20 protein-coding genes, 1 tRNA gene and 1 pseudogene are annotated in these 19,956 nt (G+C 71.5%); 13 read left to right on the top strand and 9 right to left on the bottom strand.

Annotated elements, in window-relative coordinates:
* Window positions 1-44 precede the first annotated feature (44 nt).
* Window positions 45-773, bottom strand: a complete 729-nt coding sequence (locus BX285_RS32010; RefSeq protein WP_121179187.1) for an SDR family NAD(P)-dependent oxidoreductase — start codon at window positions 771-773, stop codon at window positions 45-47.
* A gap of 69 nt (window positions 774-842) precedes the next feature.
* Here BX285_RS32010 and BX285_RS32005 point away from each other — a divergent pair, with 69 nt between their 5' ends.
* Window positions 843-1,691 (top strand): LysR family transcriptional regulator, encoded by an 849-nt coding sequence (locus BX285_RS32005; RefSeq protein WP_121179186.1) that lies wholly within the window; start codon window positions 843-845, stop codon window positions 1,689-1,691.
* Here the strand turns inward: BX285_RS32005 and BX285_RS32000 are convergent.
* Entirely contained in the window at window positions 1,688-4,264 is a 2,577-nt protein-coding gene (locus BX285_RS32000; protein WP_183107300.1) for a tetratricopeptide repeat protein, read from the bottom strand. The genes BX285_RS32005 and BX285_RS32000 overlap by 4 nt on opposite strands.
* A gap of 271 nt (window positions 4,265-4,535) precedes the next feature.
* Here BX285_RS32000 and BX285_RS31995 point away from each other — a divergent pair, with 271 nt between their 5' ends.
* Window positions 4,536-5,201, top strand: a complete 666-nt coding sequence (locus BX285_RS31995; RefSeq protein ID WP_121179184.1) for a LysE family translocator — start codon at window positions 4,536-4,538, stop codon at window positions 5,199-5,201.
* A 42-nt stretch (window positions 5,202-5,243) separates the two neighbouring features.
* On the opposite strand, the gene BX285_RS31990 is transcribed toward BX285_RS31995, so the two are convergent.
* Both BX285_RS31990 and BX285_RS31985 read right to left on the bottom strand, forming a co-directional pair.
* Complete coding sequence (locus tag BX285_RS31990) at window positions 5,244-5,819, bottom strand: TetR/AcrR family transcriptional regulator (protein WP_097240757.1); 576 nt, start codon at window positions 5,817-5,819, stop codon at window positions 5,244-5,246.
* A 5-nt stretch (window positions 5,820-5,824) separates the two neighbouring features.
* Window positions 5,825-6,520 carry a type 1 glutamine amidotransferase domain-containing protein gene (locus tag BX285_RS31985; RefSeq protein ID WP_121179183.1) on the bottom strand — a complete coding sequence of 232 codons (696 nt, stop codon included), beginning with the start codon at window positions 6,518-6,520 and terminating at the stop codon, window positions 5,825-5,827.
* Between the two features lie 239 nt (window positions 6,521-6,759).
* On the opposite strand from BX285_RS31985, the gene BX285_RS31980 reads away from it, so the two are divergent.
* Window positions 6,760-7,686 carry a LysR family transcriptional regulator gene (locus BX285_RS31980; RefSeq protein WP_121179182.1) on the top strand — a complete coding sequence of 309 codons (927 nt, stop codon included), beginning with the start codon at window positions 6,760-6,762 and terminating at the stop codon, window positions 7,684-7,686.
* Window positions 7,687-7,702: 16 nt separating this feature from the next.
* Here the strand turns inward: BX285_RS31980 and BX285_RS31975 are convergent, their stop codons facing one another.
* Complete coding sequence (locus BX285_RS31975) at window positions 7,703-8,149, bottom strand: DUF1772 domain-containing protein (RefSeq protein ID WP_121179181.1); 447 nt, start codon at window positions 8,147-8,149, stop codon at window positions 7,703-7,705.
* A gap of 276 nt (window positions 8,150-8,425) precedes the next feature.
* On the opposite strand from BX285_RS31975, the gene BX285_RS31970 reads away from it, so the two are divergent.
* Window positions 8,426-8,872 carry a nitroreductase family deazaflavin-dependent oxidoreductase gene (locus BX285_RS31970; RefSeq protein WP_121179180.1) on the top strand — a complete coding sequence of 149 codons (447 nt, stop codon included), beginning with the start codon at window positions 8,426-8,428 and terminating at the stop codon, window positions 8,870-8,872.
* 87 nt (window positions 8,873-8,959) lie between these two features.
* Here the strand turns inward: BX285_RS31970 and BX285_RS31965 are convergent, their stop codons facing one another.
* The gene (locus BX285_RS31965) at window positions 8,960-9,739 is read right to left on the bottom strand and encodes an SDR family NAD(P)-dependent oxidoreductase (RefSeq protein WP_121179541.1); all 780 of its coding nucleotides are present in this window, start codon (window positions 9,737-9,739) and stop codon (window positions 8,960-8,962) included.
* 240 nt (window positions 9,740-9,979) lie between these two features.
* On the opposite strand from BX285_RS31965, the gene BX285_RS31960 reads away from it, so the two are divergent.
* Window positions 9,980-10,744, top strand: a complete 765-nt coding sequence (locus BX285_RS31960) for a trans-aconitate 2-methyltransferase (RefSeq protein ID WP_121179179.1) — start codon at window positions 9,980-9,982, stop codon at window positions 10,742-10,744.
* Window positions 10,745-10,784: 40 nt separating this feature from the next.
* Here BX285_RS31960 and BX285_RS31955 read toward each other — a convergent pair whose 3' ends face one another.
* Window positions 10,785-11,732 (bottom strand): helix-turn-helix transcriptional regulator, encoded by a 948-nt coding sequence (locus BX285_RS31955; RefSeq protein ID WP_121179178.1) that lies wholly within the window; start codon window positions 11,730-11,732, stop codon window positions 10,785-10,787.
* Window positions 11,733-11,836: 104 nt separating this feature from the next.
* Here BX285_RS31955 and BX285_RS31950 point away from each other — a divergent pair, with 104 nt between their 5' ends.
* The 3 genes from BX285_RS31950 to BX285_RS31940 all read left to right on the top strand — a co-directional run bounded on the left by BX285_RS31950 (window position 11,837) and on the right by BX285_RS31940 (window position 14,312).
* Window positions 11,837-12,220: a nuclear transport factor 2 family protein gene (locus BX285_RS31950; protein WP_097240763.1), complete on the top strand. Its 384-nt coding sequence runs from the start codon at window positions 11,837-11,839 to the stop codon at window positions 12,218-12,220.
* Between the two features lie 353 nt (window positions 12,221-12,573).
* Window positions 12,574-13,329 (top strand): hypothetical protein, encoded by a 756-nt coding sequence (locus tag BX285_RS31945; protein WP_147465265.1) that lies wholly within the window; start codon window positions 12,574-12,576, stop codon window positions 13,327-13,329.
* 116 nt (window positions 13,330-13,445) lie between these two features.
* Window positions 13,446-14,312 (top strand): SDR family NAD(P)-dependent oxidoreductase, encoded by an 867-nt coding sequence (locus tag BX285_RS31940; protein WP_121179176.1) that lies wholly within the window; start codon window positions 13,446-13,448, stop codon window positions 14,310-14,312.
* Between the two features lie 77 nt (window positions 14,313-14,389).
* Here the strand turns inward: BX285_RS31940 and BX285_RS31935 are convergent, their stop codons facing one another.
* Entirely contained in the window at window positions 14,390-14,884 is a 495-nt protein-coding gene (locus tag BX285_RS31935; protein ID WP_097240766.1) for a hypothetical protein, read from the bottom strand.
* A 414-nt stretch (window positions 14,885-15,298) separates the two neighbouring features.
* On the opposite strand from BX285_RS31935, the gene BX285_RS31930 reads away from it, so the two are divergent.
* From BX285_RS31930 to BX285_RS31925, 3 genes and pseudogenes are all read left to right on the top strand, one after another.
* Window positions 15,299-16,786 (top strand): S53 family peptidase, encoded by a 1,488-nt coding sequence (locus BX285_RS31930; protein WP_121179175.1) that lies wholly within the window; start codon window positions 15,299-15,301, stop codon window positions 16,784-16,786.
* Between the two features lie 70 nt (window positions 16,787-16,856).
* Window positions 16,857-16,938: transfer RNA gene (locus BX285_RS37595), tRNA-Ser, on the top strand.
* 146 nt (window positions 16,939-17,084) lie between these two features.
* Window positions 17,085-17,368, top strand: a pseudogene (locus BX285_RS31925) (NUDIX hydrolase); the annotation flags it as partial.
* A 50-nt stretch (window positions 17,369-17,418) separates the two neighbouring features.
* On the opposite strand, the gene BX285_RS31920 reads toward BX285_RS31925, so the two are convergent.
* Window positions 17,419-18,564, bottom strand: a complete 1,146-nt coding sequence (locus BX285_RS31920) for a hypothetical protein (protein WP_259470915.1) — start codon at window positions 18,562-18,564, stop codon at window positions 17,419-17,421.
* A 116-nt stretch (window positions 18,565-18,680) separates the two neighbouring features.
* Between BX285_RS31920 and BX285_RS39625 the strand changes: the two genes are divergently transcribed.
* Both BX285_RS39625 and BX285_RS31910 read left to right on the top strand, forming a co-directional pair.
* Window positions 18,681-19,196 (top strand): very short patch repair endonuclease, encoded by a 516-nt coding sequence (locus tag BX285_RS39625; RefSeq protein ID WP_121179173.1) that lies wholly within the window; start codon window positions 18,681-18,683, stop codon window positions 19,194-19,196.
* A 173-nt stretch (window positions 19,197-19,369) separates the two neighbouring features.
* A complete protein-coding gene (locus BX285_RS31910; protein ID WP_259470914.1) occupies window positions 19,370-19,927 on the top strand; it encodes a hypothetical protein in 558 nt (185 codons plus the stop codon).
* The last annotated feature ends 29 nt before the right edge of the window (window positions 19,928-19,956 follow it).

Here is a 19,956-nt window from a genome sequence, read left to right as displayed (position 1 = left end):
ACCCCGGGGTGGACCGTCCTGCGAGCGGGCGGCTGCCCGGGCGGCTACCAGGGCACGACCTGCCCCTGGTGGTCGACGAAGTGCAGGCCCGGCTTGCCCCGGTGGCGCTCGATCGTGTCGGCAACGCCGGGGACGCTCTCCTCGACGCTCAACTCGGCACCGGGGCCGCCGAGTTCGGTACGGACCCAGCCCGGGTCCAGCAGGAGCAGGGTCCGGTCTCCGGCGGTGTCGCGGGCCGCGTAGCAGCGCATCAGCTGGTTGAGGGCGGACTTGCTGGCCCGGTACAGGTCCTGGCCGCCGAAGGTGTTGAGGGTGATGCTGCCCTGGGAGGAGGACATCACGCCGATCGTCCCGGCCGGGGCGACCAGCGGGCCGAGGGTCTCCACGGCGCGCATCGGGCTGAGCGCGTTGGTCACCATGACCTCGGTGAACATGTCCGTCGGGACCTCCCCGATGGGAAGGTCGCCACGGGTGATCGCGGCGTTGACGAAGAGCAGGTCGAGGGTGCGGCCGTTCCCGTTCCCGTTGCCTGTGCCGGCCAGCCGGTCGCGCAGCGCCGTCAGCTGCTCCGGGTCGGTCATCTCCAGGGACTCGACGGTCAGCCGCCCCGGGTGTGCGTCGGCCAGCTCGGCCAGCTCGTGCAGGCCGGTGCGCCGGTGTCCGCGGACGGTGCCGATGACGTCCCAGCCGCGGCGCAGGAGCTCGGTGGCGAGCCCGAGGCCCAGGGTGCGGGAGGCGCCGATGACGAGGGCGGTGTTGCGGTTGTCGGTCATGGCCCGAGTCTGCGGGGCGGCGACGGCGGCGGTCCAATGCTCTTGCGGCCGCATTGATACCGTGCGGGCATGGATCTGGACCTGCGCAAACTCCGGTACTTCACCGCGGTGGCCGAGCACGGGCAATTCGGCCGGGCGGCACAGGAGTTGTTCATCACCCAGCCGGTCCTCAGCCGACAGATCCGGGCTTTCGAGCAGGAGTTGGGCTGCGAGCTGTTCACCCGTACCACCCGCAGTGTCGAACTCACCGCAGCGGGCCGGAAGTTGTACGAGGAGGCCCGGCGCATCACCGCGGTCGTGGACAGTGTCCTGGACCGCGTCCGGGAGGCCGCACGGGGCGAACAGCGGCTCGTCGTCGCCTTCTCCCCGGGCCTGCACGTGTCCCACGCGATCCGGGCGTTCAGCGCCGACCGCCCGGACGTCGCCATCGACGTCCTCCCGCTGCGCTGGTGGGAACAGGACGCACCACTGCGCGACGGCCGCGCCCACGTCGGCTACCTGCGCCACCCCTTCGACACCACGGGCCTGCGCACCGTGCCCATCGGCCGCGAGACCAAGGTCGCCTGCCTGCCGGTGACCCACCCGCTGGCCGACCGCCCCAGCCTCACCACCGCCGACCTCGACGGCGAGCCGGTCCTCGACGCCGCCCGCGCACGGCGAACCTCCTCGCTCGACGAGAAGTTCGAACTCGTCGCCTCCGGCCAGGGCATCGCCCTGGTCCCGCTGAGCATCACCCGCTCCTACTCCCGCCCCGACCTGCGCTACCTGCCCGTCACCGACTCCCGGCCCGTCGAGACCTGCCTGGCCGTCCCCGAGGGCGAATGCGCCGACCCCGTACGGCAGTTCCTCGCCACCGCCACGACGGCCCTGCGCAGCCCGGCACCGGGACCGGGACGGGCACCGGGACCGGCACGTTAGTCCGCCTTCCGGCCGACGACGAGGACGACGAACTTCGTCTCGTCGTTGAGCCGGGCCTGGCAGTCCCTCAGCGCCGTGTGCGCGGCCGTAGTCAGAGGGTGGCCCATGCCGAGCACTCGGCGGACCCTCGCGTAGTGCGCCAGGTGGTCGGCGACCGCATCGACCAGGCCGCTCTCCTCTCCCTGCCACCTCAGGAACTGCTGCCACAGGGCGAGTGCCCGCGGATGGTCCTCACCCAGCGCGGTCGACCACTCCAGGTGGAGCTCCCGGAACGCGGCGGCAGCACCGCGCGGGTCACCGCTCACGCCGACGGCGTGCGCGCTGTGCCGGCGAGCCTCGAAGGCATGCGGATGCCGCGCACCCAGCGCGGCGGTCAGCTCGGTCGCGAGCACGCTGAGCATCCGCGCTCCGTCGGCGTCATGGCCCGAACCCAGCAGCCAGTGCGCGTGCTCGAACTGGACGCGGACGGTGTCGGGGTGATCGTCTCCCAGCACCCGCCGCATGTCCGGGAGCAGGGCCTCAAGCTCCGCGATCGCCCAGCCGACCTCACCGACGACCCCCATCCAGTGCGCATGGTCGAGGCGGAGGGCCAGGGTGTACGGGTGCTGCTCGCCCAGTCTCAGGCGGCTGGTGACGAGCAGCGAGCCCAAGGTGTGCACGGCGGACAGCGGGTTGCCGGCGTGGCCCAGCCAGTGGGCTGCCCGCGCGGAGACGGCGAGGGTCTGCGGAGCGTCCTCGCCGAGGGCGGCCGTACTGAACCCGGCCAGCCTGCGCAGCGCCCGCGCGGCTGCCTCGGGCCGTCCCGACTCGCCCTGCCAGTGCGCCAGCTTCGCCAGCGAGGTGATGGTGTCGTGCCCACTCGGGCTGGTGTGGGACAGGTGGCTCGCCACGACGTCGTAGACCCGGGTCGCCGTGGCGAAGTCCCCGGCCTTGCCGTACTGCTCCGCCAGGGCCGCCTGCGCGGCCAGGGTGGAAGGGTGGTCCGGCCCGTGGACCCGGCGCATGTCCGTCAGGACGTCTTCGAGGCCCCGGATCGCCGCCGGGTCGTCGCCCATCGAACCGAGGCAGCGGGCCAGTTCCAGGCGGATGGTCAGCAGCGTGGGGTGCTGGAAGCCGATGTGCGTACCGGCCTCCGAGCCCAGCTGTTCGAAGTACTGGAGGGCGGCTGCGCTCTGGCCGCTGTCGGCGAGACTGACACCGGCGCGCAGAAGCGCACCGGCGGCCTTGCCGGTGGGGTCCGCCCACAGGTGCGGGCCCGCCTTGCGGTGCAGTGCGGCCGTGCAGGCGCGCAGGGCCTGGGCGAGCGCCTGGCTGGTTTCGACGGCAGGCCACGCCTCCCGGACGGCGAAGGCGGTGGTGCGTGCGAGGGAGGTGAGCAGGCCCGTGCCGAGCGTGTCATGGGCTGCGTGCTGGACCAGGGCGTGGACGCGCAGCAGCCCGAACGACCGGTCCGGGCCGGCCGGGAGGTGATCGGCGAGGCTGAGCCGGTGGAGGATCTCCAGCACGAGCGCCACCCGGTGGGCGCTGACGTCCGGGGTCGGCAGGGGAGGGGCTTTGCGGGCGCTGCGGGCGCTGTGGGCACCGCGGGTTTTACGGGCTTTGCGGAACCGGAGGAGTCGCCTCCCGGTAGCCCCGGGCGCGGACGCCCCCGCGGCGTCGGCAGCCTCCGCGGCCTCCGCCCGCCGGGCCTGCCGTGCGATGAAGGCCCGAGCGGAGGGAGCCGTGAGAATCCTGTCCGGTATGCCGTGCGGGTCGAGCCACGACGCCAACTGCAGGACCGGCGTCGCCTGGCCGAGCGAGTGCAGGTCCGCGCGCTCCAGGCTCAGCGCGAGGACGGCGGCGAGCGTCGACGTCTGGTCGTCCGGCAGCTGGTTCGGCGCCAGCTCGGCGAGCGGCCGCCGGGAGCGCACCATCTCCCGGTAGTGGCTGCTCGTCATCCCGGAACGGGCCGAGTCGATCAGGTACGACGCGGCCTGGGCGAGAGCCAGCGGCAGCCGGCCGAGGTCCTCCCCCAACGCCGCCAGCTCGTCGTCCCCCTCGGCCGGGCACCACCGTCGGAGGCGCCGCCGCAGGTACGCCAGGGTCTCGGCCGGGCTGAACAGCCCGACCTCGATCTGGGTCCTCCCGTCGGCGAACCACAGCGGATCCCGCCGCCGGGTCGTCACGACCACCTGCCCCGACGCCCGTCTCGGCGGCCACAGCCGGGCCAGGTCGCCGGCGTCCTGGACGTCGTCCAACACGACCAGCCATCGCTTCGACGTGGTGCTCAACCAGGCCAGGAACAGCTCCGGCGCCGCGTCGAAGTCCGCCGGATCGCCGCCGGCCACCTGCGCCGCCGCCTGCGTGTACGCCTGCCGCACCGCCTGGCGGCTGCTCGCGGTCACCCACAGCAGCAGATCCAGCGAGCCGGCCTCCAGCAGGGAGTGCGCATGATGGGCGGCCAGCTGCGTCTTCCCCACCCCGCCCATCCCCGCGAGCACCTGGCACAGCACCACCGGCCCACCGCCACCCGCGGCGTCCGCCACCGTCTCCGTCAGGCCCCGGTCCTGGAACGCATCCGCGATGGCGGGCATCACTCCGACCTGTAACGGCCAGGGCGGCTCCGCCGCGGACACCGTGACCCGACCCCCCTGGACCACGGGCCCGGTGAACGTGCCACCGTTGATCACATTGGTCACCCGACCGTCGACGCCGGCCACAAGCCCTCCCGGAACTCCCCGAGGACGAAACACCCCAGGGACCGCCCCATCATGCCGGACCGCGAGCGGCGGCATCAGCCCTTCTGATGCGCGCTGAAGCAGAGCGCGTTGGACGGGATCGCGACCGCGGCGCCAGGATGGCCGAATGACCGTTTCCTCTGCCATCGCCTCCTTCGCCGTGGTCGCCGGCATGCTGACCATCATGCCGGGACTCGACACCGCCCTGGTGCTGCGCTCCGCCATCACCCTGGGCCGGCGCCGGGCCTTCGCGACGGCGCTGGGGATCCTCTGCGGCGTCCTCGTCTGGGGCGTGGCCGCCGCGGTCGGCGCCACCGCGGTGCTCACCGCCTCCCACCTGCTGTACGACGCGCTGCGCGTGGCCGGCGCCGGGTACCTGGCGTGGCTGGGCATCGGCATGCTCCGCCGGACGCTCAAGCAGCGCGGCCGCCCCGTGTCGGGGGAGACGGCCGGCACGGCGGACGGAGCGCAGGAGGCCACGACCGCGGAGGCGACCTGGGCGCGGTCCTGGGCACGCGGCCTGGGCACCAGCCTGCTGAACCCCAAGAACGGCGTCTTCTACATGGCGATGCTGCCCCAGTTCATCCCCAGCGGCGCCCCGCACCTGCCGATGGGCGTCGTCCTGGCGGCCGTCCACGACCTGGAGGGGCTGGTCTGGTTCAGCGCCCTGATCTTCGGCACCCACCTCGTCCGCCGCTGGCTCAACCGCGCCTCGGTCCAGCGCGCCATCGACGCGATCACCGGCACGGTCCTCGTCGCCTTCGGCATCAAGCTGGCTCTCGCGGCGGACTGACCACAACGGCCTGCGGCCACCGTACGATCCTCCGGCCGAGCCTCAGCTGCCCGCGGTCACGGTGGAGACGGGCTGGCCCAGCAGGCCGGCCACGAGGGCATCGGATCCCACGGGCAGCAGGCGGTGCGCGTCCGTCGCGTTCTCCAGGCCGACCACGAGCGCGATGCAGACGTCCGCCGCCTCGGCGGGCCCGACCCCTTCGACGGTGCCCGCCACGGCGAAGAGGCCGGTGAGCAGGTGGCGCAGCTCGGCGGTGAAGGCGGAACATATCCCGCCGAAGAGGCGGGCCTTGTCGTCGAGGAGTTCGGCCGTGTGCGGGGAGTCCTCGGACAGGGCGAGGACGAGTTCGAGCTTGGCGGCGAGGACGCCCCGGACGCGGGCGGCGTACGGTACCGCGCTGTCGGCCGCTGCCCGGCGGGCCCGCGCGAGCGCCTGCGCGTGCAGGCGCTCGGCGAGCCGCCGGAAGGCGTCGTCCTTGCTGCGGACGTACTGGTAGACCGCGGACCGGGACACGCCCATGGTGGTGGCGATGTCGTCCATCGTGGTGCGCCGCACGCCGTACCTGGTCAGGCAGTCGTACGTGGCGTCGAGGACCTCGTCGAGCCGGTCGGTGCCCATCGGGGTCAGGCCAGCTTCTTGAGCAGCTCGGCAGCGAGCGGGGCGGAGGAGGCCGGGTTCTGGCCGGTGACCAGGTTGCGGTCGACGATCACGTTCGGCGCCCACGGCTCGCCGACCCGGACGTTCACGCCGGCCTCGGTGAGGCGGTCCTGGAGCAGCCACTTCGCCTTGTCCGCGAAGCCCGCCTGGGTCTCCTCGGCGTTGGTGAAGGCGGCGACGTCGTAGCCGGCGAAGACGTTGGTGCCGTCGGCCCTGACGGCCGCCAGCAACGCGGCCGGGGCGTGGCAGACCACCCCGAGCGGCTTGCCGGACTCCAGGGCGAGGGTGAGGAGGCGGCCGGAGTCGGCGTTGACCGCAAGGTCCTCCATGGGGCCGTGGCCACCGGGGTAGAAGACGGCCGCGTAGTCGTCGAGGTCCACGTCCGCGACCTTGATCGGCGACTGCAGCTCGTCGAAGCCGGCCAGGGCGTCGGCGATGCGGTCGGCGTTCTCCTGGCCACCGTTGACCTCAGGGGCGAGGCTGCCCTTGTCGACGGCGGGAACGACACCGCCGGGCGTGGCGACCACGATCTCGTGACCGGCCGCCTTGAAGGCCTCGTACGGAGCGACGGCCTCCTCGGCCCAGAAGCCGGTGGGGTACTTGGTGCCATCGGCCAGCGTCCAGTGGTCGGCGCCGGTGACGACGAAGAGGATCTTCGACATGAGGTGGTTCTCCGAGGGTGCGGAGCCCGTACGGGCCGTAGGGATCGGGAACGCGGTGCGTCGCCGATCCGTAGGGATCGGGGACGGCGCGTCGCCGCCGCTGCTGACGTTTCCGAAGCACTGACACTTCGCACTCGGTTCGTCAGTGTGGCGACGTCCTCGAAGGTAGAACGTCTACCCCATCGGAATCCAATAGGCTCGTGCATGTGAGAGATAGGGATTCCAATGGACAGTCGGGAATGCCGTCGCCGCAAGGCAGCGGCCTTCTCGATCTGAACCTGCTGCGCACGTTCCTCGCCGTGTACCGCGCCGGCACCTTCACCGCGGGCGCCCGCGTGCTGGGCCTTTCACAACCGACGGTGACGACGCAGATCCGCTCGCTGGAGAGCCAGCTGGGCCGGGAGCTGTTCGAGCGGCTGTCCCGCGGTGTCGCCCCGACCCCGTTCGCCGACGAGCTGGCCGCGCGGGTCATGGAGCCGCTGGACGCCCTCGGCCCGGTCGGCGGCGGCGCCCTCTTCGGCGAGAGCGACGCGGAGCCCGTGCACCTGGCGGGGCCCGCCGAGTACCTCACGCACTGCGTCATGCCGACGCTCGCCCCGCTCGTCGACAAGGGGGTGCGCCTGCGCGTCGCCTTCGGCCTCACCGACGATCTGCTCGACGGACTGCGCGCCGGCCGGCACGACCTGGTGGTGGCCACCCTGCGCCCACGCGGCCGCGCGCTCGCCTCCGTACCGCTGGCCGACGAGGAATTCGTCCTGGTCGCCGCACCTTCATGGGCCGAACGGATCGGCTCGCGCCTTGCCACCGAGGGACCGGCAGCGCTGCACGGAGTGCCGCTCGTGTCGTACGCCGAGGACCTGCCGATCGTCCGCCGCTACTGGCGCCATGTCTTCGGCAGGCGGTTGACCTGCAGTCCGACCGTCACCGTGCCCGACCTGAGGGCCGTCAGAGAAGCCGTCGTCGGCGGCGCCGGGTTCAGCGTGCTGCCGCGCTACCTGTGCGCCGACGACCTGGCCTCAGGCGCCCTGGCCCTCCTCAATGATCCGGACGACCCGCCGATCAACACCGGCTTCCTGGTCCAGCGCCCGGGGTCGTCCACGAATCCCCATGTCGCGGTGGTGCGCGACCACCTGCTGCGCTCCGTCCAGGGGTCATCACACCGGTGATCGTGGGCCCGCAGTCTCAGGTGAGGGCGGTGACGATCAGGGTGAAGGCGGCGACGATGACGGCGACGCGGGCGTAGTGGTAGCGGTCCCAGCGGTTCATCTGCTCCTTCCAGTCGTCGGGCCGGTTCTCGGCGGTCCACGTCTTGCCCCGGTTGTTGATCGGGACGAGCAGCAGGAGCGACATGACCACGCTGAGGACCAGCAGCGCGCCGGAGGTGACGACGAGTCCGGCGCCGGGGTGGTGCCAGCCGGCGACGGCCCAGATCACGACGAGGAGGAGTGAGCCGATGTACCAGACCGGCATGACGGCGCCGAGCATCCGGCCGCCGTGGCTGCGGGCGCGCTGGTTGCTGTCGTCGGGGAGGGCGTTGAAGATCGGGTTCATGACGAAGGCGACGGAGAACTCCACGCCCACCATCAGGCCGACGAGCACGGTGGTGAGGATTTCGAGTGCGTCGAGCATGGCTGTCCCTCCTGGAATCCAGTGTGAATCTAGTGCCGCTAGGCGATGAGGCAACGCTAGTACTGCTGCCGCTTGATTGTCTAGCGGCGCTAGGGTCGAATCGTGTCCGGCTGATGCCCGATGCCTGCCTTGTGCCCGTCGAACGGCCACCGCGTTTGCCGGGAACACGAAGGCGGCACCCGATATGCTTCCCCGCCTGGGAGGTGCTTCCGGCCGAAGCGGGCTCGGACATCTGTCGGACACCACACTTCATGACGCGACGATGGGGTGCATGCGATGCCTCTTGAGGGCGAGTACGAGCCGAGTCCGGCACAGTGGGTGCGCGATCAGGTCGAGCTGTACGAGAGTTCGGGCGGCACCCGGGGAACGACGCTCCGGGACACGGGCCTGCCGGTCATCATCCTCACGACGCGCGGCGCGAAGAGCGGCAAGATCCGCAAGACCCCGTTGATGCGCGTGGAGCACGAGGGGCGGTACGCGGCCGTGGCCTCGAAGGGCGGCTTCCCGCGCCACCCGGTCTGGTACTTCAACGTCACGTCCGACCCGCACGTGGAGCTCCAGGACGGGCCCGTACGGCGGGACATGACGGCCCGTGAGGTCACCGGGGACGAGAAGGCCGAGTGGTGGGAGCGCGCGGTCGCCGCGTACCCGCCGTACGCCGAGTACCAGGAGAAGACGGACCGGGTGATCCCCGTCTTCGTGCTGGAGCCCGTGCGCGGGTAGGGCGGTGAAGGGTGCCCGCCATCGGCGGGCACCCCCCGGCGTTCCTGTCATGCCGTCATGCCGTCATGCCGTCACGCCGTCACGCCGTCACGCCGGCGGGATCGGCCCGAGGTACGTGCCGCCGGAGGCGTCGATGGTCTGGCCGGTCACCCAGCGGCCCTGCGGTCCCGCCAGGAAGCCCACGACGTCCGCGACGTCCTCGGTCCGGCCGATCCGGCCCAGAGCTGTGATCGACTCCAGCCCGGCCATCGCCGCGGGGGCGCTCGTCCACGAGGACGTCATGTCGGTGAGGACCACGCCCGGGTTGACGGTGTTCACGGTGATCCCGCGCCGGCCGAGGTCGTTGGCGAGCGGTGCGGCGAGAGCCGCCAGCGCGGCCTTGCTCACGGTGTAGCCGACCTGGAGGGGCGAGCCGATCCGGGTCGCCGCCGAGGCCACGTTCACGATCCGCCCGCCGTCGCGCAGCAACGGCAGCACCCGCTGGATCACGAAGACGGGCGTGCGCACGTTGATCGCCATCACCCGGTCGAACTCCTCCTCGGTGATCTGCCCGATCGAACCGGTCAGGTGGATGCCGGCGTTGTTGACCAGGACGTCCAGGCCGTCCTCGCCGTGTTCGGCCAGCCCGGCCGTCAGCCCCTCCGACAACTCGTCCAGCGCGCCGTTCTCGCCGAACCGCGCCCGCACCGCGAACGCCCGGCCGCCAGCCTTCGCGATCAGCTCCACGGTCTCCGCGGCCGATCCCTCGTTGCTGCCGTAGTGCACCGCGACCAGCACCCCGTCGGCGGCCAGCCGCAGCGCGATCGCCCGCCCGATCCCGCGCGAGCCGCCGGTCACCAGCGCCGTCCTGCCGTCCAGTTCCCCCACGATCACCGCTCCCCTCCCGTCGTCCCGGCCTCGGCCTCGGCCTCTGCCTTTGCCTTTGCCGAAGCGGATCCGGATCCGATTCCCGTCACGGCCCGATGCCGGGCACCCACTCATCCATGCCCGGAGACGAAGCGCGGAACCACCGCCGCCCCGAGGAACGGTGAAGCCAAGGTCGCCGCCCCTTCGGGCTGCCGAAAAAAGGCCCCGCGCCGTCCGTCCGTTCGTGCCAGGATGCTCGGCATGTCTGCTCGTGCTCTGAGCTTCGGCGCGGTCGCGGAAGCCTACGAAAGGTTCCGGCCGGGGTATCCCGAGGAGCTCTTCGAGGTGGTGATGACGTACGCGGGTCGGCCGGTTCGGACGGCCCTGGAGATCGGCGCGGGGACGGGCAAGGCGACCCGCCTGTTCGCCGGGCACGGGGTCGCGGTCACGGCGACGGAGCCCGACGCCGCCATGCTCGCCGAGCTGAACCGGGCCGTGCCCGCGAACGTGACGCCCGTGCGGGCCTCCTTCGAGGACCTGCGGCCGGGCGGAACCCACGGATTGGTCTACGCGGCGGCGGCCCTGCACTGGACACGCCCCGAGGGCCGGTGGTCGAAGGTGGCAGCGCTGCTGGAGCCGGAGGGCGTGTTCGCCTCGTTCGGCGGCCCGGTGCAGCTCGCAGACCCGGCCGTCGAGGAGTCCGTACGCGCCGCGCGGGCGCCGTTCCTGGACAGCGACGAGATCCCGTCCCCCGACGGGACGGCACCGGACGAGCAGATGCAGTGGCCGGGTACGGAACTGCAACGGTCCCCGCTGTTCCACGACGTCCGGCAGCACGTCATCGAGCGGCGCCTGACGATGAGCGCCCCCGACTACGTCGGCCACCTGTCGACCATCTCCGCGTACCTCCAACTGCCCCTACCGACACGCCTGCAGGCGTTCGAAGCGATCACCCGCGTCCTGCCGGGGACGGTCGAGATCGCCGCCGACATCACCGTCCACCTCGCACGCCGGCGCCCCGCATAGGGGTGGCATTCCCGCGTGTCGGGACGCGCGAGGCGCGCAGTCAGCGCTGGGCGCGGCGGAAGTCGCCCGGGGTGAGGCCGGTTTCGCGGAGGAAGAACTTGCCGAAGTTGGTCGGCTCGCTGAAGCCGAGGGTGCGGCCGATCGCGGCGACCGGCAGATCGGTGTGGGCGAGGAGGCGCTGCGCCTGGAGGGCCACGCGGCCGTCGGCGAGCTGCTTGGCGGTGCGGCCGGTGGCGGCCAGACAGGCGCGGGTGAGGGTGCGGGGGGAGTAGCCGAGACGGGCGGCGTAGTCCTCGACGGAGCGGGTGGCGGCGAAGGATCGTTCCAGCTCGCGCCGGAAGGCGAGATGGACGTCGGGGCCGGCTGCCGGGCCTGCGGCCGGGTCCGGGCCCGGGATCCGTGCGATGCGGATGAGGAACGCGCCGAGGAGCTGGCGCAGGAGAGCACCCGTCAGGTCGGTGGCGGCCTCCGCGGCCTCCGTGGCCTGAGCGACCTCCGTGGCCTGAGCGGCCTCCGTGGCCTGCGCGGCCTGTAGCGCGGCGTACTCCGCTTCCAGCTCGGCCGTGGCCCGGTCGAACGCGCCGAAGTCGGTGGGCGGCAGCTGCCACGCGACGGGCCCGAAGCCGTCGAGCACCCGGTGGGCCGCGGGCAGGGGCGGCGGGAAGTCCGGTGTGAACAGGAGCAGCGAGGCGTCGAGGTCCGCCGGTCGGCCGCTCGCGTCGGACGGCAGGCGCTGCACCTGGCCCGGGCGCAGGTGCAGCAGCGTGCCGCGGGCGCACGGGTACCGGACGAAATCGACCATCGCCGTGCCCTCGCCGTCGCGCACGAGCACGAGCTGGTGGAAGTCGAGACGGCTGGGCCGCCGGGCCACCGAGCTTTTCAGACGCGCCTTCAGCGCATCGAAGCTCAGGACCTCGATGCCGGTGTGCCGTCGGTCCGGGTTGTCGTAGGCGATGTCGACGACGTCGCGCTGTCCATTTTCGACCATGGTGAGTCCCGACCCTACCTCGCCGCCCGGGCAGCCTGGGCGGGATCGTGGAGGCACGGCAGCCGAGGGCCGCCGACCCCATCGAGAAGCGAGGACCTTCCACCATGTCGTCCCCCGTCATCACCGACCCCGTGCAGCTGCCCAAGGCTTTCGAGGAGGCCCTGAACGCCGGCGACGTCGACGCCGTCCTGGCCCTGTTCGCGCCGGGCGCGGCCATGCGCACGGTGACCGGCGAGCACATCACCGGCACCGAGGCGCTGCGCGCGGAGATCGGCGGCACCGTCGCCGCGCGCGGCAGGCTGACGAACGTCCAGCGGCACACCCTCGTCGGCGCGGGCACCGCACTGCTGGTCACCGACTGGACCCTGGAGATCGACACCCCGTCCGGCGACCGGATCGCCCCGACCGGCACCACCGCCAACATCGCCCGCCAGAACACCGACGGCCACTGGCACTTCGCCCTCCTGAACCCCCTCGGCACCGCCTGACCGGCCACACCCCCCCGGCCCCGCCGGGCCCCAGGGCCCCGCCAGTGCCCACCCGCGCCGGGGCGGGTGGGCACAGGCGGCCGGTTTGCCGACCACCCGGCGGGCCGCCGGACCTCGACTGACACCACGGGCACCACGGGCACCACAGGCACCACGGGCACCACTGACACCATCCCTGCCGTCTCCACCACGACGGCTCGCCGAATCCGAGTGGCGCGTTCGTACGACTGTGCGGGTATCCGCGCTGGTCCTGGGCCTGATTCGCGGATTCTCGTGTGCGGGCCGGCGACGGTTCGTACGATCCGGTCCGGGACCGGCCGAACGGCCGGCCACTGGAGCAAGGGGGCGGGCTGATGGCGTCCGTGGGCTGGATGGTGCTGGCCGTGTTGGTGGTCGGCGGCGTGGCGCTCTGGCTGCGGCAGCGCTACCCCGGCGGCTGGCGCTACGCCCTGAGCACGGAGTACGCCGGGCAGCGGCGCGACCTGGACGCGGCCCGAGGCAGACTGCGGGAGCTGCGCCGCGAAGCGGAACGCGCCCTCGCTGCGGCCCGCGCAGGAGTCGACGCCGCCGAGCGCGCCCGCCGGAGCCGTATCGCCCAGGCCGAGACGCACCTGGCCCGGCTCCGGTCACCCGGACGGGGCATGCTTCGGTCGTCGGTCGGACGTGTGCTGTGGCTGTACGAGCACGTGCTGGTGGTGGAGGTGGACGGCCGCGAGATCGAGTGCCCGCTGCCCGAGGTCTCGGTCCGTGACGAGTACTCGGACGGAATCGGTCACGTGTATGTGGCGCTTCCGGACGGCCGCCGGGAGATGGTGTCCGTCTCCCTGGAGGAGGTGCCGGAGGCCGAGGTGCGCAGGTTCGTCGTCGAGGTGTTCAACGCCTCCGCCGACGAGAAGATCGCCAGGGCCGAGCGGCAGGCGCGCGTGCCGCAGGCCGAGGCCGAGCTGCGTGCGGCGGAAGCCGACACGGCCGGCCAGGACCGGGCACGGGACCGGATGGCCGAGGTGGAGGCCGGTCAGAAGTCGGACAAGCGCATCCCTCGTGCCCGTCAGGAACTGGACGCGGCATTCGACAGGTGGGAACAGCTCACCGGCCACCGTCCGCAGTAGCCCGCTGGCAGGCCGATTTCACGATCACCCGCACGGGCCGCTCGCCCGCCGTCGTACCGCCTGTGGTACAGCTGGGGCAGCACGGACAGTTGGTGGTCGATCGGAGGGGAAGTCGCATGACGGGGCAGCGAGTTGTGATCGTGACCGGGGGTGGCACGGGCATCGGCGCGGCCACCGCCGGGTTGTTGCGGGAGAGCGGCCACCAGGTCGTCGTCTCCGGGCGGCGGAGCGAGCCGCTGGAGCGCATCGCCCGGCAGACCGGCGCAGTGGCGCACCCGGCCGACACGACCGACCCCGACGCCGTACGCGACCTCGTGCAGAGCACCGTCGCCCGCTACGGGCGCATCGACGGACTGGTGGTCAACGCGGGGGTCGGCCGCGGCGGCGGCGTCGGCGAGACCTCCGACGAGGACTGGGACCTGGTGCTGCGCACCAATCTCACCGGCCCGTTCCTCACGATGCGAGCGGCCCTGCCGCACCTGCTGCGGGCCCGCGGAGCCGTCGTCGCCGTCGCCTCCGTCTCGGCGTTGCGCAACGGCATGCGCAACGCCGCCTACGCCGCGTCCAAGGCGGCCCTGCTGCAGCTGTGCAGCTCACTCGCGGTCGACTACGGCGCGAGCGGGCTGCGGGCCAACACGGTGTGCCCCAGCTGGGTGCGCACCGAGATGGCCGACCGCCGGATGGCCCGCTTCGCCGAGGAGGCGCAGCTGGGCGGCGGCGACGGCGACGGCGACGGCGACGGTGGCCGCGACGGCGGCACGGGCAGCGGTACGGACGCGGCTTACGCCGAAGCCACCCGGCTGATCCCGGCGGGCCGCCCCGCCGACCCGCGCGAGGTCGCCGAGGCCATCGCCTGGCTGCTGTCCCCGGCCGCCTCCTTCGTCAACGGCGCGACCCTCACCGTCGACGGCGGCGCCACCGCCCTGGACCCGGGAACCCTGCCCTTCGCCTACCGCATCGACCCGCGTGACTCCGCGGGCTGACCCCACGGCCCCTGCTCCCGGCCGTCGGCACCCGCCGGCGGCCGGGTACGCCACCCGGTCGACCCTCAGGAGCAGGCTCAGCGGCGGACCTTGGTGAAGCAGAGCGTGAAGTCGGTGCTGCGGCGGGAGGAGTACCGGATGCCGTAGTCGAACTCCTTGCCGCAGTGCTTGTCCGCGCCGATCAGCCGGTCCGCCGTCTTGTACTGGGCCTCGGGGGAGGTGCAGTCCACGATGGTCGGCTGCGGATCCCCCTCCGGGTCGGCGATCTTGACGCAGTCACCGATGTTCGGGTCGTGCGTCTTGGCCTCCGCGGCCTGCGCGGACCGCGTCGCCTCCGCCTTGGCCTTGCCGCCGGTGGGGCTGGTGTTGTAGTCCCACACGTACCAGGCGCCGCCACCGAAGACCGCCAGCACGATGCCGACGGACAGCAGCGAGTGCAGCGGACTGCGCCGCCGCGGTCCCGACGGCCCGGCCGGCGGGCGCGGCCCGGGCGCGGGTGGCTGGCCGGCGTAGGGCTGCGGGGCCGGCGGCTGACCGTAGGGCTGGTGCGGGTAGGGCGGCGGTGCGGACATGAGCGGTGACCCCCGTGGCTGGCGAATGCGAATGACCACCTGAACGGTGATCACCGAAGAATAGTCAGGCGACGAACCCCCTCGATCCGCGGATCGGCACAACGGAGGATCCCCGCACAATTCCCGCACTTTGCCTGGCCTTGACCTCCACGGTCGGCACGGTCGACAGCGCCGGACCGAGCGCCGGAACGGGCGCCGGATCGCGCGGGGGAGGGAAGGGGACGGGTGGGGGAACTTTTGCCCGACGGGCCATTGAGGGCGGGCTGCTCGCGCCCCTACACTCGCGCCCGTCCGTGACCGCGTGTCCCGGTGGCCCCACGTGCCCGGTGTCGTCCGATCCGACCCGGGCTACCGGCCGATGTCCCCCAACCAACCCTCATGGAGGACGATTTGAAGGCACCATCCATACGCCGGATGCTCCTGACCGGCGTGAGCACCCTGGCCCTCGCGGCCTCCGGCGCGTTCGCCGTCCCCACCGTCGGCAGTGCCGTGGCCGCCGGATACCCGGTGGTGCACCCCGCGGTGGCCGACTACACCCAGGTGTCGACCGGCACGACGCCCCCCACCCAGGCACAGTGCGCGACGGCGGGACGCCGCTGCTTCACCCCGCAGGCGATCCGGGCCGCCTACAACCTCGGCCCGCTGTACGCCGACGGCCATGACGGCCGCGGACAGACGATCGCCATCGTCGACTCGTACGGCAGCGACACCATGGCGCACGACCTGCACGTCTTCGACCAGGCCTTCGGCATCCAGGCGATGTGCGGCGAGGAGGGCGTGACCTGCCAGCCGGGCATGCCGACCTTCAGCACCCTGCACGTCCAGGGCGCGCCGGGCACCACCGCGCCGCCGTCCACCAGCCATGGCACCGGCCAGGAGGACAAGGCCGCCTGGGCGCTGGAGGTCGCGCTCGACGTCGAGACCGCGCACGCGATCGCGCCCGGCGCCAACATCCTGCTGGTCGCCACTCCCACCGCGGAGACGCTCGGCGTCCAGGGCTTCCCCGTCATGATGGACGCCGAGCAGTACGTGGTCGACCACCACCTGGCGAACGTCATCTCGCAGTCCTTCGCCTCCGCCGAGGGCGCGTTCGGCAGCGCCCAGTCGATCGAGCCCCTGCGGCACGCCTTCAAGTCGGCGGCGCTGAACGGCGTCACGGTGCTCGGCTCCTCCGGCGACGACGGCTCGACCGGCTCGAAGAAGACGCCGGTGAAGCAGGGCGGTACCACCCTCCCGGACCCGGCGGTCGAGTGGCCGGCCTCCGACCCGCTGGTGACCGGCGTCGGCGGCACGTACCTGTGCACCGACCCCACCGCGACCGGCAGCCGGACCGCGGACAGCACCGACAACCCGTCCAAGTGTCAGGCCAACCCCGGTGCGGCCGAGGTCGGTTGGACCTTCGCGGGCGGCGGCTTCAGCCAGGTCTTCGACAAGCCCGCCTACCAGTCGGCGCTGCCCGCCGGCTCCACCCCGATCGGCGCCAAGCGCGGCGTGCCGGACGTGTCCCTGCAGGCCGCCTCCGCCACCGGCGCGCTGGTCTACCTCTCCCTGCCTCCGGACGGCTCCGCCGGCCTCAACTGCGGTGGCACTCCGTGCAGCGCGGGCTGGTACGACATCGGCGGCACCTCGCTGTCCTGCCCGCAGTGGGCCGGCCTGGTCTCGATCGCGGACCAGATCAACGGCGGCGGCCTCGGCCAGATCAACCCGGCCCTGTACAAGCTGGGCACCGACCCGGCGAAGTACGCGGCCGACTTCCACGACGTCACGCTCGGCAACAACACCGCCGACCCGGCGGTACCCGGCTACCCCGCCACCGCCGGCTGGGACCCGATCACCGGTCTCGGCACCCCCGACGCGGCGAAGCTCCTGCCCGACCTGGTCCGCGCCGCCCACACCGGATGACCCCGACCAACACCGGGTGACCCCGACCCTCCCGGGCGCCTGACCACCTCGCCCCGTCGAGCCGCGGCCCGACGGGGCGAGGTGGTACGCGCAGGCTTGGAAAGCGTGTTGGGGGCAACCCCTCACGAGTTCGAATCTCGTGTCCTCCGCCGTTGCCCAACCAGGCAAACGAAGGCCCGGACCGCTTATCCGTCCGGGCCTTCGTTTGCCTTGTGATTGCACTTTTGGTTGCAGTGCCTCGTAGCCGAACGCAACAGACAGACCAGATCTCCAGGTCACCTGGTCCGCCAGGTCGCGAGTTGAGGCAGGTGAGACGCCCGAAGCAGCTGCCGTCCGCGAGATCGCCGAGGAGGTTGGCCTGGTAGCGAAAGCCGTACGGCTTTGGGCGAGGGTGTGTACCCGAAGACCGGCCGACAGATGTCGCACACCGCCCGCGAAGTGGTGAGCGGCACTGCGACCGTGGTCGACACCGAAGAACTGGCGGAACTCGCGTGGGTGACGCACGACGGGATCCCCCGGTTCGTTGCCTACGGCCCGTTCGAACCCGTGCAGGCATACCTGGACGCCGGACTCTCGTCCTGACGGAATCGCCCCGCGCCGCATGCACCGCCTCGTCAGTCGTGGAAAGTCGGCTAACTGCGCGGGAACGGCGCCCCGACCGGCCAGTGGTCGGGTAGCCCGAGAGCCGAGTTGACGGGATGCTCCGCAGGCACGCGGGCGACCTCCGTCCCGACCAGCGATGCAGCCTCCCAAATCGGAAGGACAGGTGCCAGCATCGATTCCTGGTGGGGGCTTCGCCAAAGGACAGGGGTCCTTCTGGCCCAATTCCAAGGCCCCGGGTTATCGACTACGAGAACGCCGCTGACGCGACTATGAGGGTGCCCTTCCCTAACGTTCCAATAGCCTCCTGAAGCGCGACCGGGAACCCTTCCATTCAAGGTTCCGTACAACGCAGCCTCGGTTTCTGAATCTTCCGGGAAGACGGCCTCATTTCCGACCGCGACGATGAACGGAAGGTTCATTTCCCCATATTTTCCGCCCTTCCTCCTGACCGCCTCCAGCACCAGGTTCAAATCCTCGTCGAGCCACACCGAGGTGTGAACGCCGATGGCCCTGGCTGTTGGATCACCTCGTCGATCAGGACTGCGAGGAATCGCATCGAACGTGACGCGCCAACCGGCCTCTTGCCATACGTGCCGGGGCAGTGGAACCCCTGGCTCCTGCGCAGCGACGACCCGGTCCGGGTCCAACCCACCGAGCCACTTCGCGAGCTCCGCCTTCAGCCTCCTCTGCGGAGGTGTGGCTGGCCCTGCCGCGATGAGCTGGTAGGCGACGAAGAAGTTCGGGCTGGGGACGCGATCGATGGCATCGACCAACTGAGGCGGCATTAGGCCGGGCCCCCCACCTCCCGCTCGCTGAGCCGTCCAGATCGCCTCAAGCACGAACTGCACCTCACCGCGCGTTACCAAGAAGTCGGGATATTTCCCCCGTGCGCCTACCTGTTGCTCGATCTGCACAGTGCAACCGGATCCGATCAGCATCTCATGCAGATACAGCTCCCAGAGCGCGGAATGTACATTGGAATCCGAGTTTCGGTCCACCAGTCGACTCAGCAGGCCGGGCCGCACATGGTCGGGAAAGTGCGCCCACCACTCGTTGACCACGTCGCGAATTTGATCCCAAAATGGACCGGCAATCCTGTTGAAGAACTCGGCACTCGACTCCGTTTCGCGCTTCGGCGCAGGATCCGTCCGTCTCCGGTTGTCATACACGGCCATGGCAAGGGATTGTATGCCGCAGATCTGGCGGGTCCCACACGGTTTTCCTGGACGGCCAGCCCGTGGAGAACGCCAACTGGGAGTGACCAGGACGCTGAGCACCGGTTGTTCAGCGCATGGGAGATAGAGCCAACCGCCCCGACGTGCCGCCGCCCCGCGATGCCGCCGCCCGTCGCGTGATGATCGCACAGCGCAGTGTCAACACCCGCCCCGAACTCGCACTGCGGTGCGCGCTGCACTCGCTGGGGTTCCGGTACCGAGTGAACCTCCCACTGCCGGGATTGAGACGACGCCGCGCGGACCTCACGTTCACGCGCTGGAGCACTGCGGTCTTCGTCCAGGGCTGCTTCTGGCACGCCTGTCCCCAGCACCTGCACGCACCGAAGCACAATGCCGAGTGGTGGTGGAACAAGCTCCAGCACAACGTCCGCCGAGACGAGGACACCGACGCGTACCTCGTCCGGCTGGGCTGGCTTCCGCTGAGGGTATGGGAGCACGAAGCCGTGGAGACTGCGGTGACCAAGGTGGTTGAGGGCCTCGCTCACCAAGGGCACCCACGGGCGCAGGAGGTCCAGGAACGGAACCGCAGGCCCCTCTCCCCGCAGCCGGCCGGAAGAGCGGGGAGTGCCTGATGTGGTTCCAGGGCGCTACGGCGGGCGAGGAGAGAGAGCCCAGCAGCCGCAGCGAAGACACTGGCCTGAGCTTGTGGGGGACGGCCGATCCACCTGCTCCACGAGAGGGGCCGGTAGAAGCGACAGGGGAATGGGCCGTAACCTCAGCGCAGCTCGCATTGGTTGGTGAGCCTATGAGGCTGACGATCTACGGCGCCCAGCCTTCTGCTCCAACCGGCCCACAGGAGAAAACACCGATGCAGCCGAGAAGTGCCGCTGCCGCTGGCACAGACTTCCCTTACACCAGCCGGACCACCTGCTACATCGAGATATCCGAAGACGGCACGGTCTCTCACGGCACCGACTCCGGAACCTACGAGCGGGCACGGAGGGGGAAGTCCACCCTCTACGCGGTCTGGCCGGGCGAGTGGAGCAGTCACCTGTTCGTCATCGACGATCTGGACGAGTACGCCCGTGCCCACGGGCTCGTCAACGACGAGAAGCGCACGGGGCTCGCCGATCACGAGCACACCGTTCGCTGGACGCTGGACCCGAGCGAGACGAAGCCGCTTGGCTCGTACATCACGATCCGGGTCCACTTGGACTGCGGCTGCTCCATCCAGGACCTCGGCACCTTCGCCGGCCAGACGCGCAAGCAGCGGGGGTGGGACATCGCCACCACGGGCGGCTGGGGAGGGAGTTCCACCTCCGGAACCTACATGCGAGCCCGCCGCAAGAGCCTGGGAGCCTGATCGGCGGCGAACCCGCCGTCGTCGTTTCG

Source organism: Streptomyces sp. 1114.5 (assembly GCF_003635085.1).
Taxonomy (GTDB): Bacteria; Actinomycetota; Actinomycetes; order Streptomycetales; family Streptomycetaceae; genus Kitasatospora.
The sequence above is the reverse complement of the archived record's forward strand: the minus strand, read 5'-3'. Positions and strand labels throughout refer to the sequence as shown.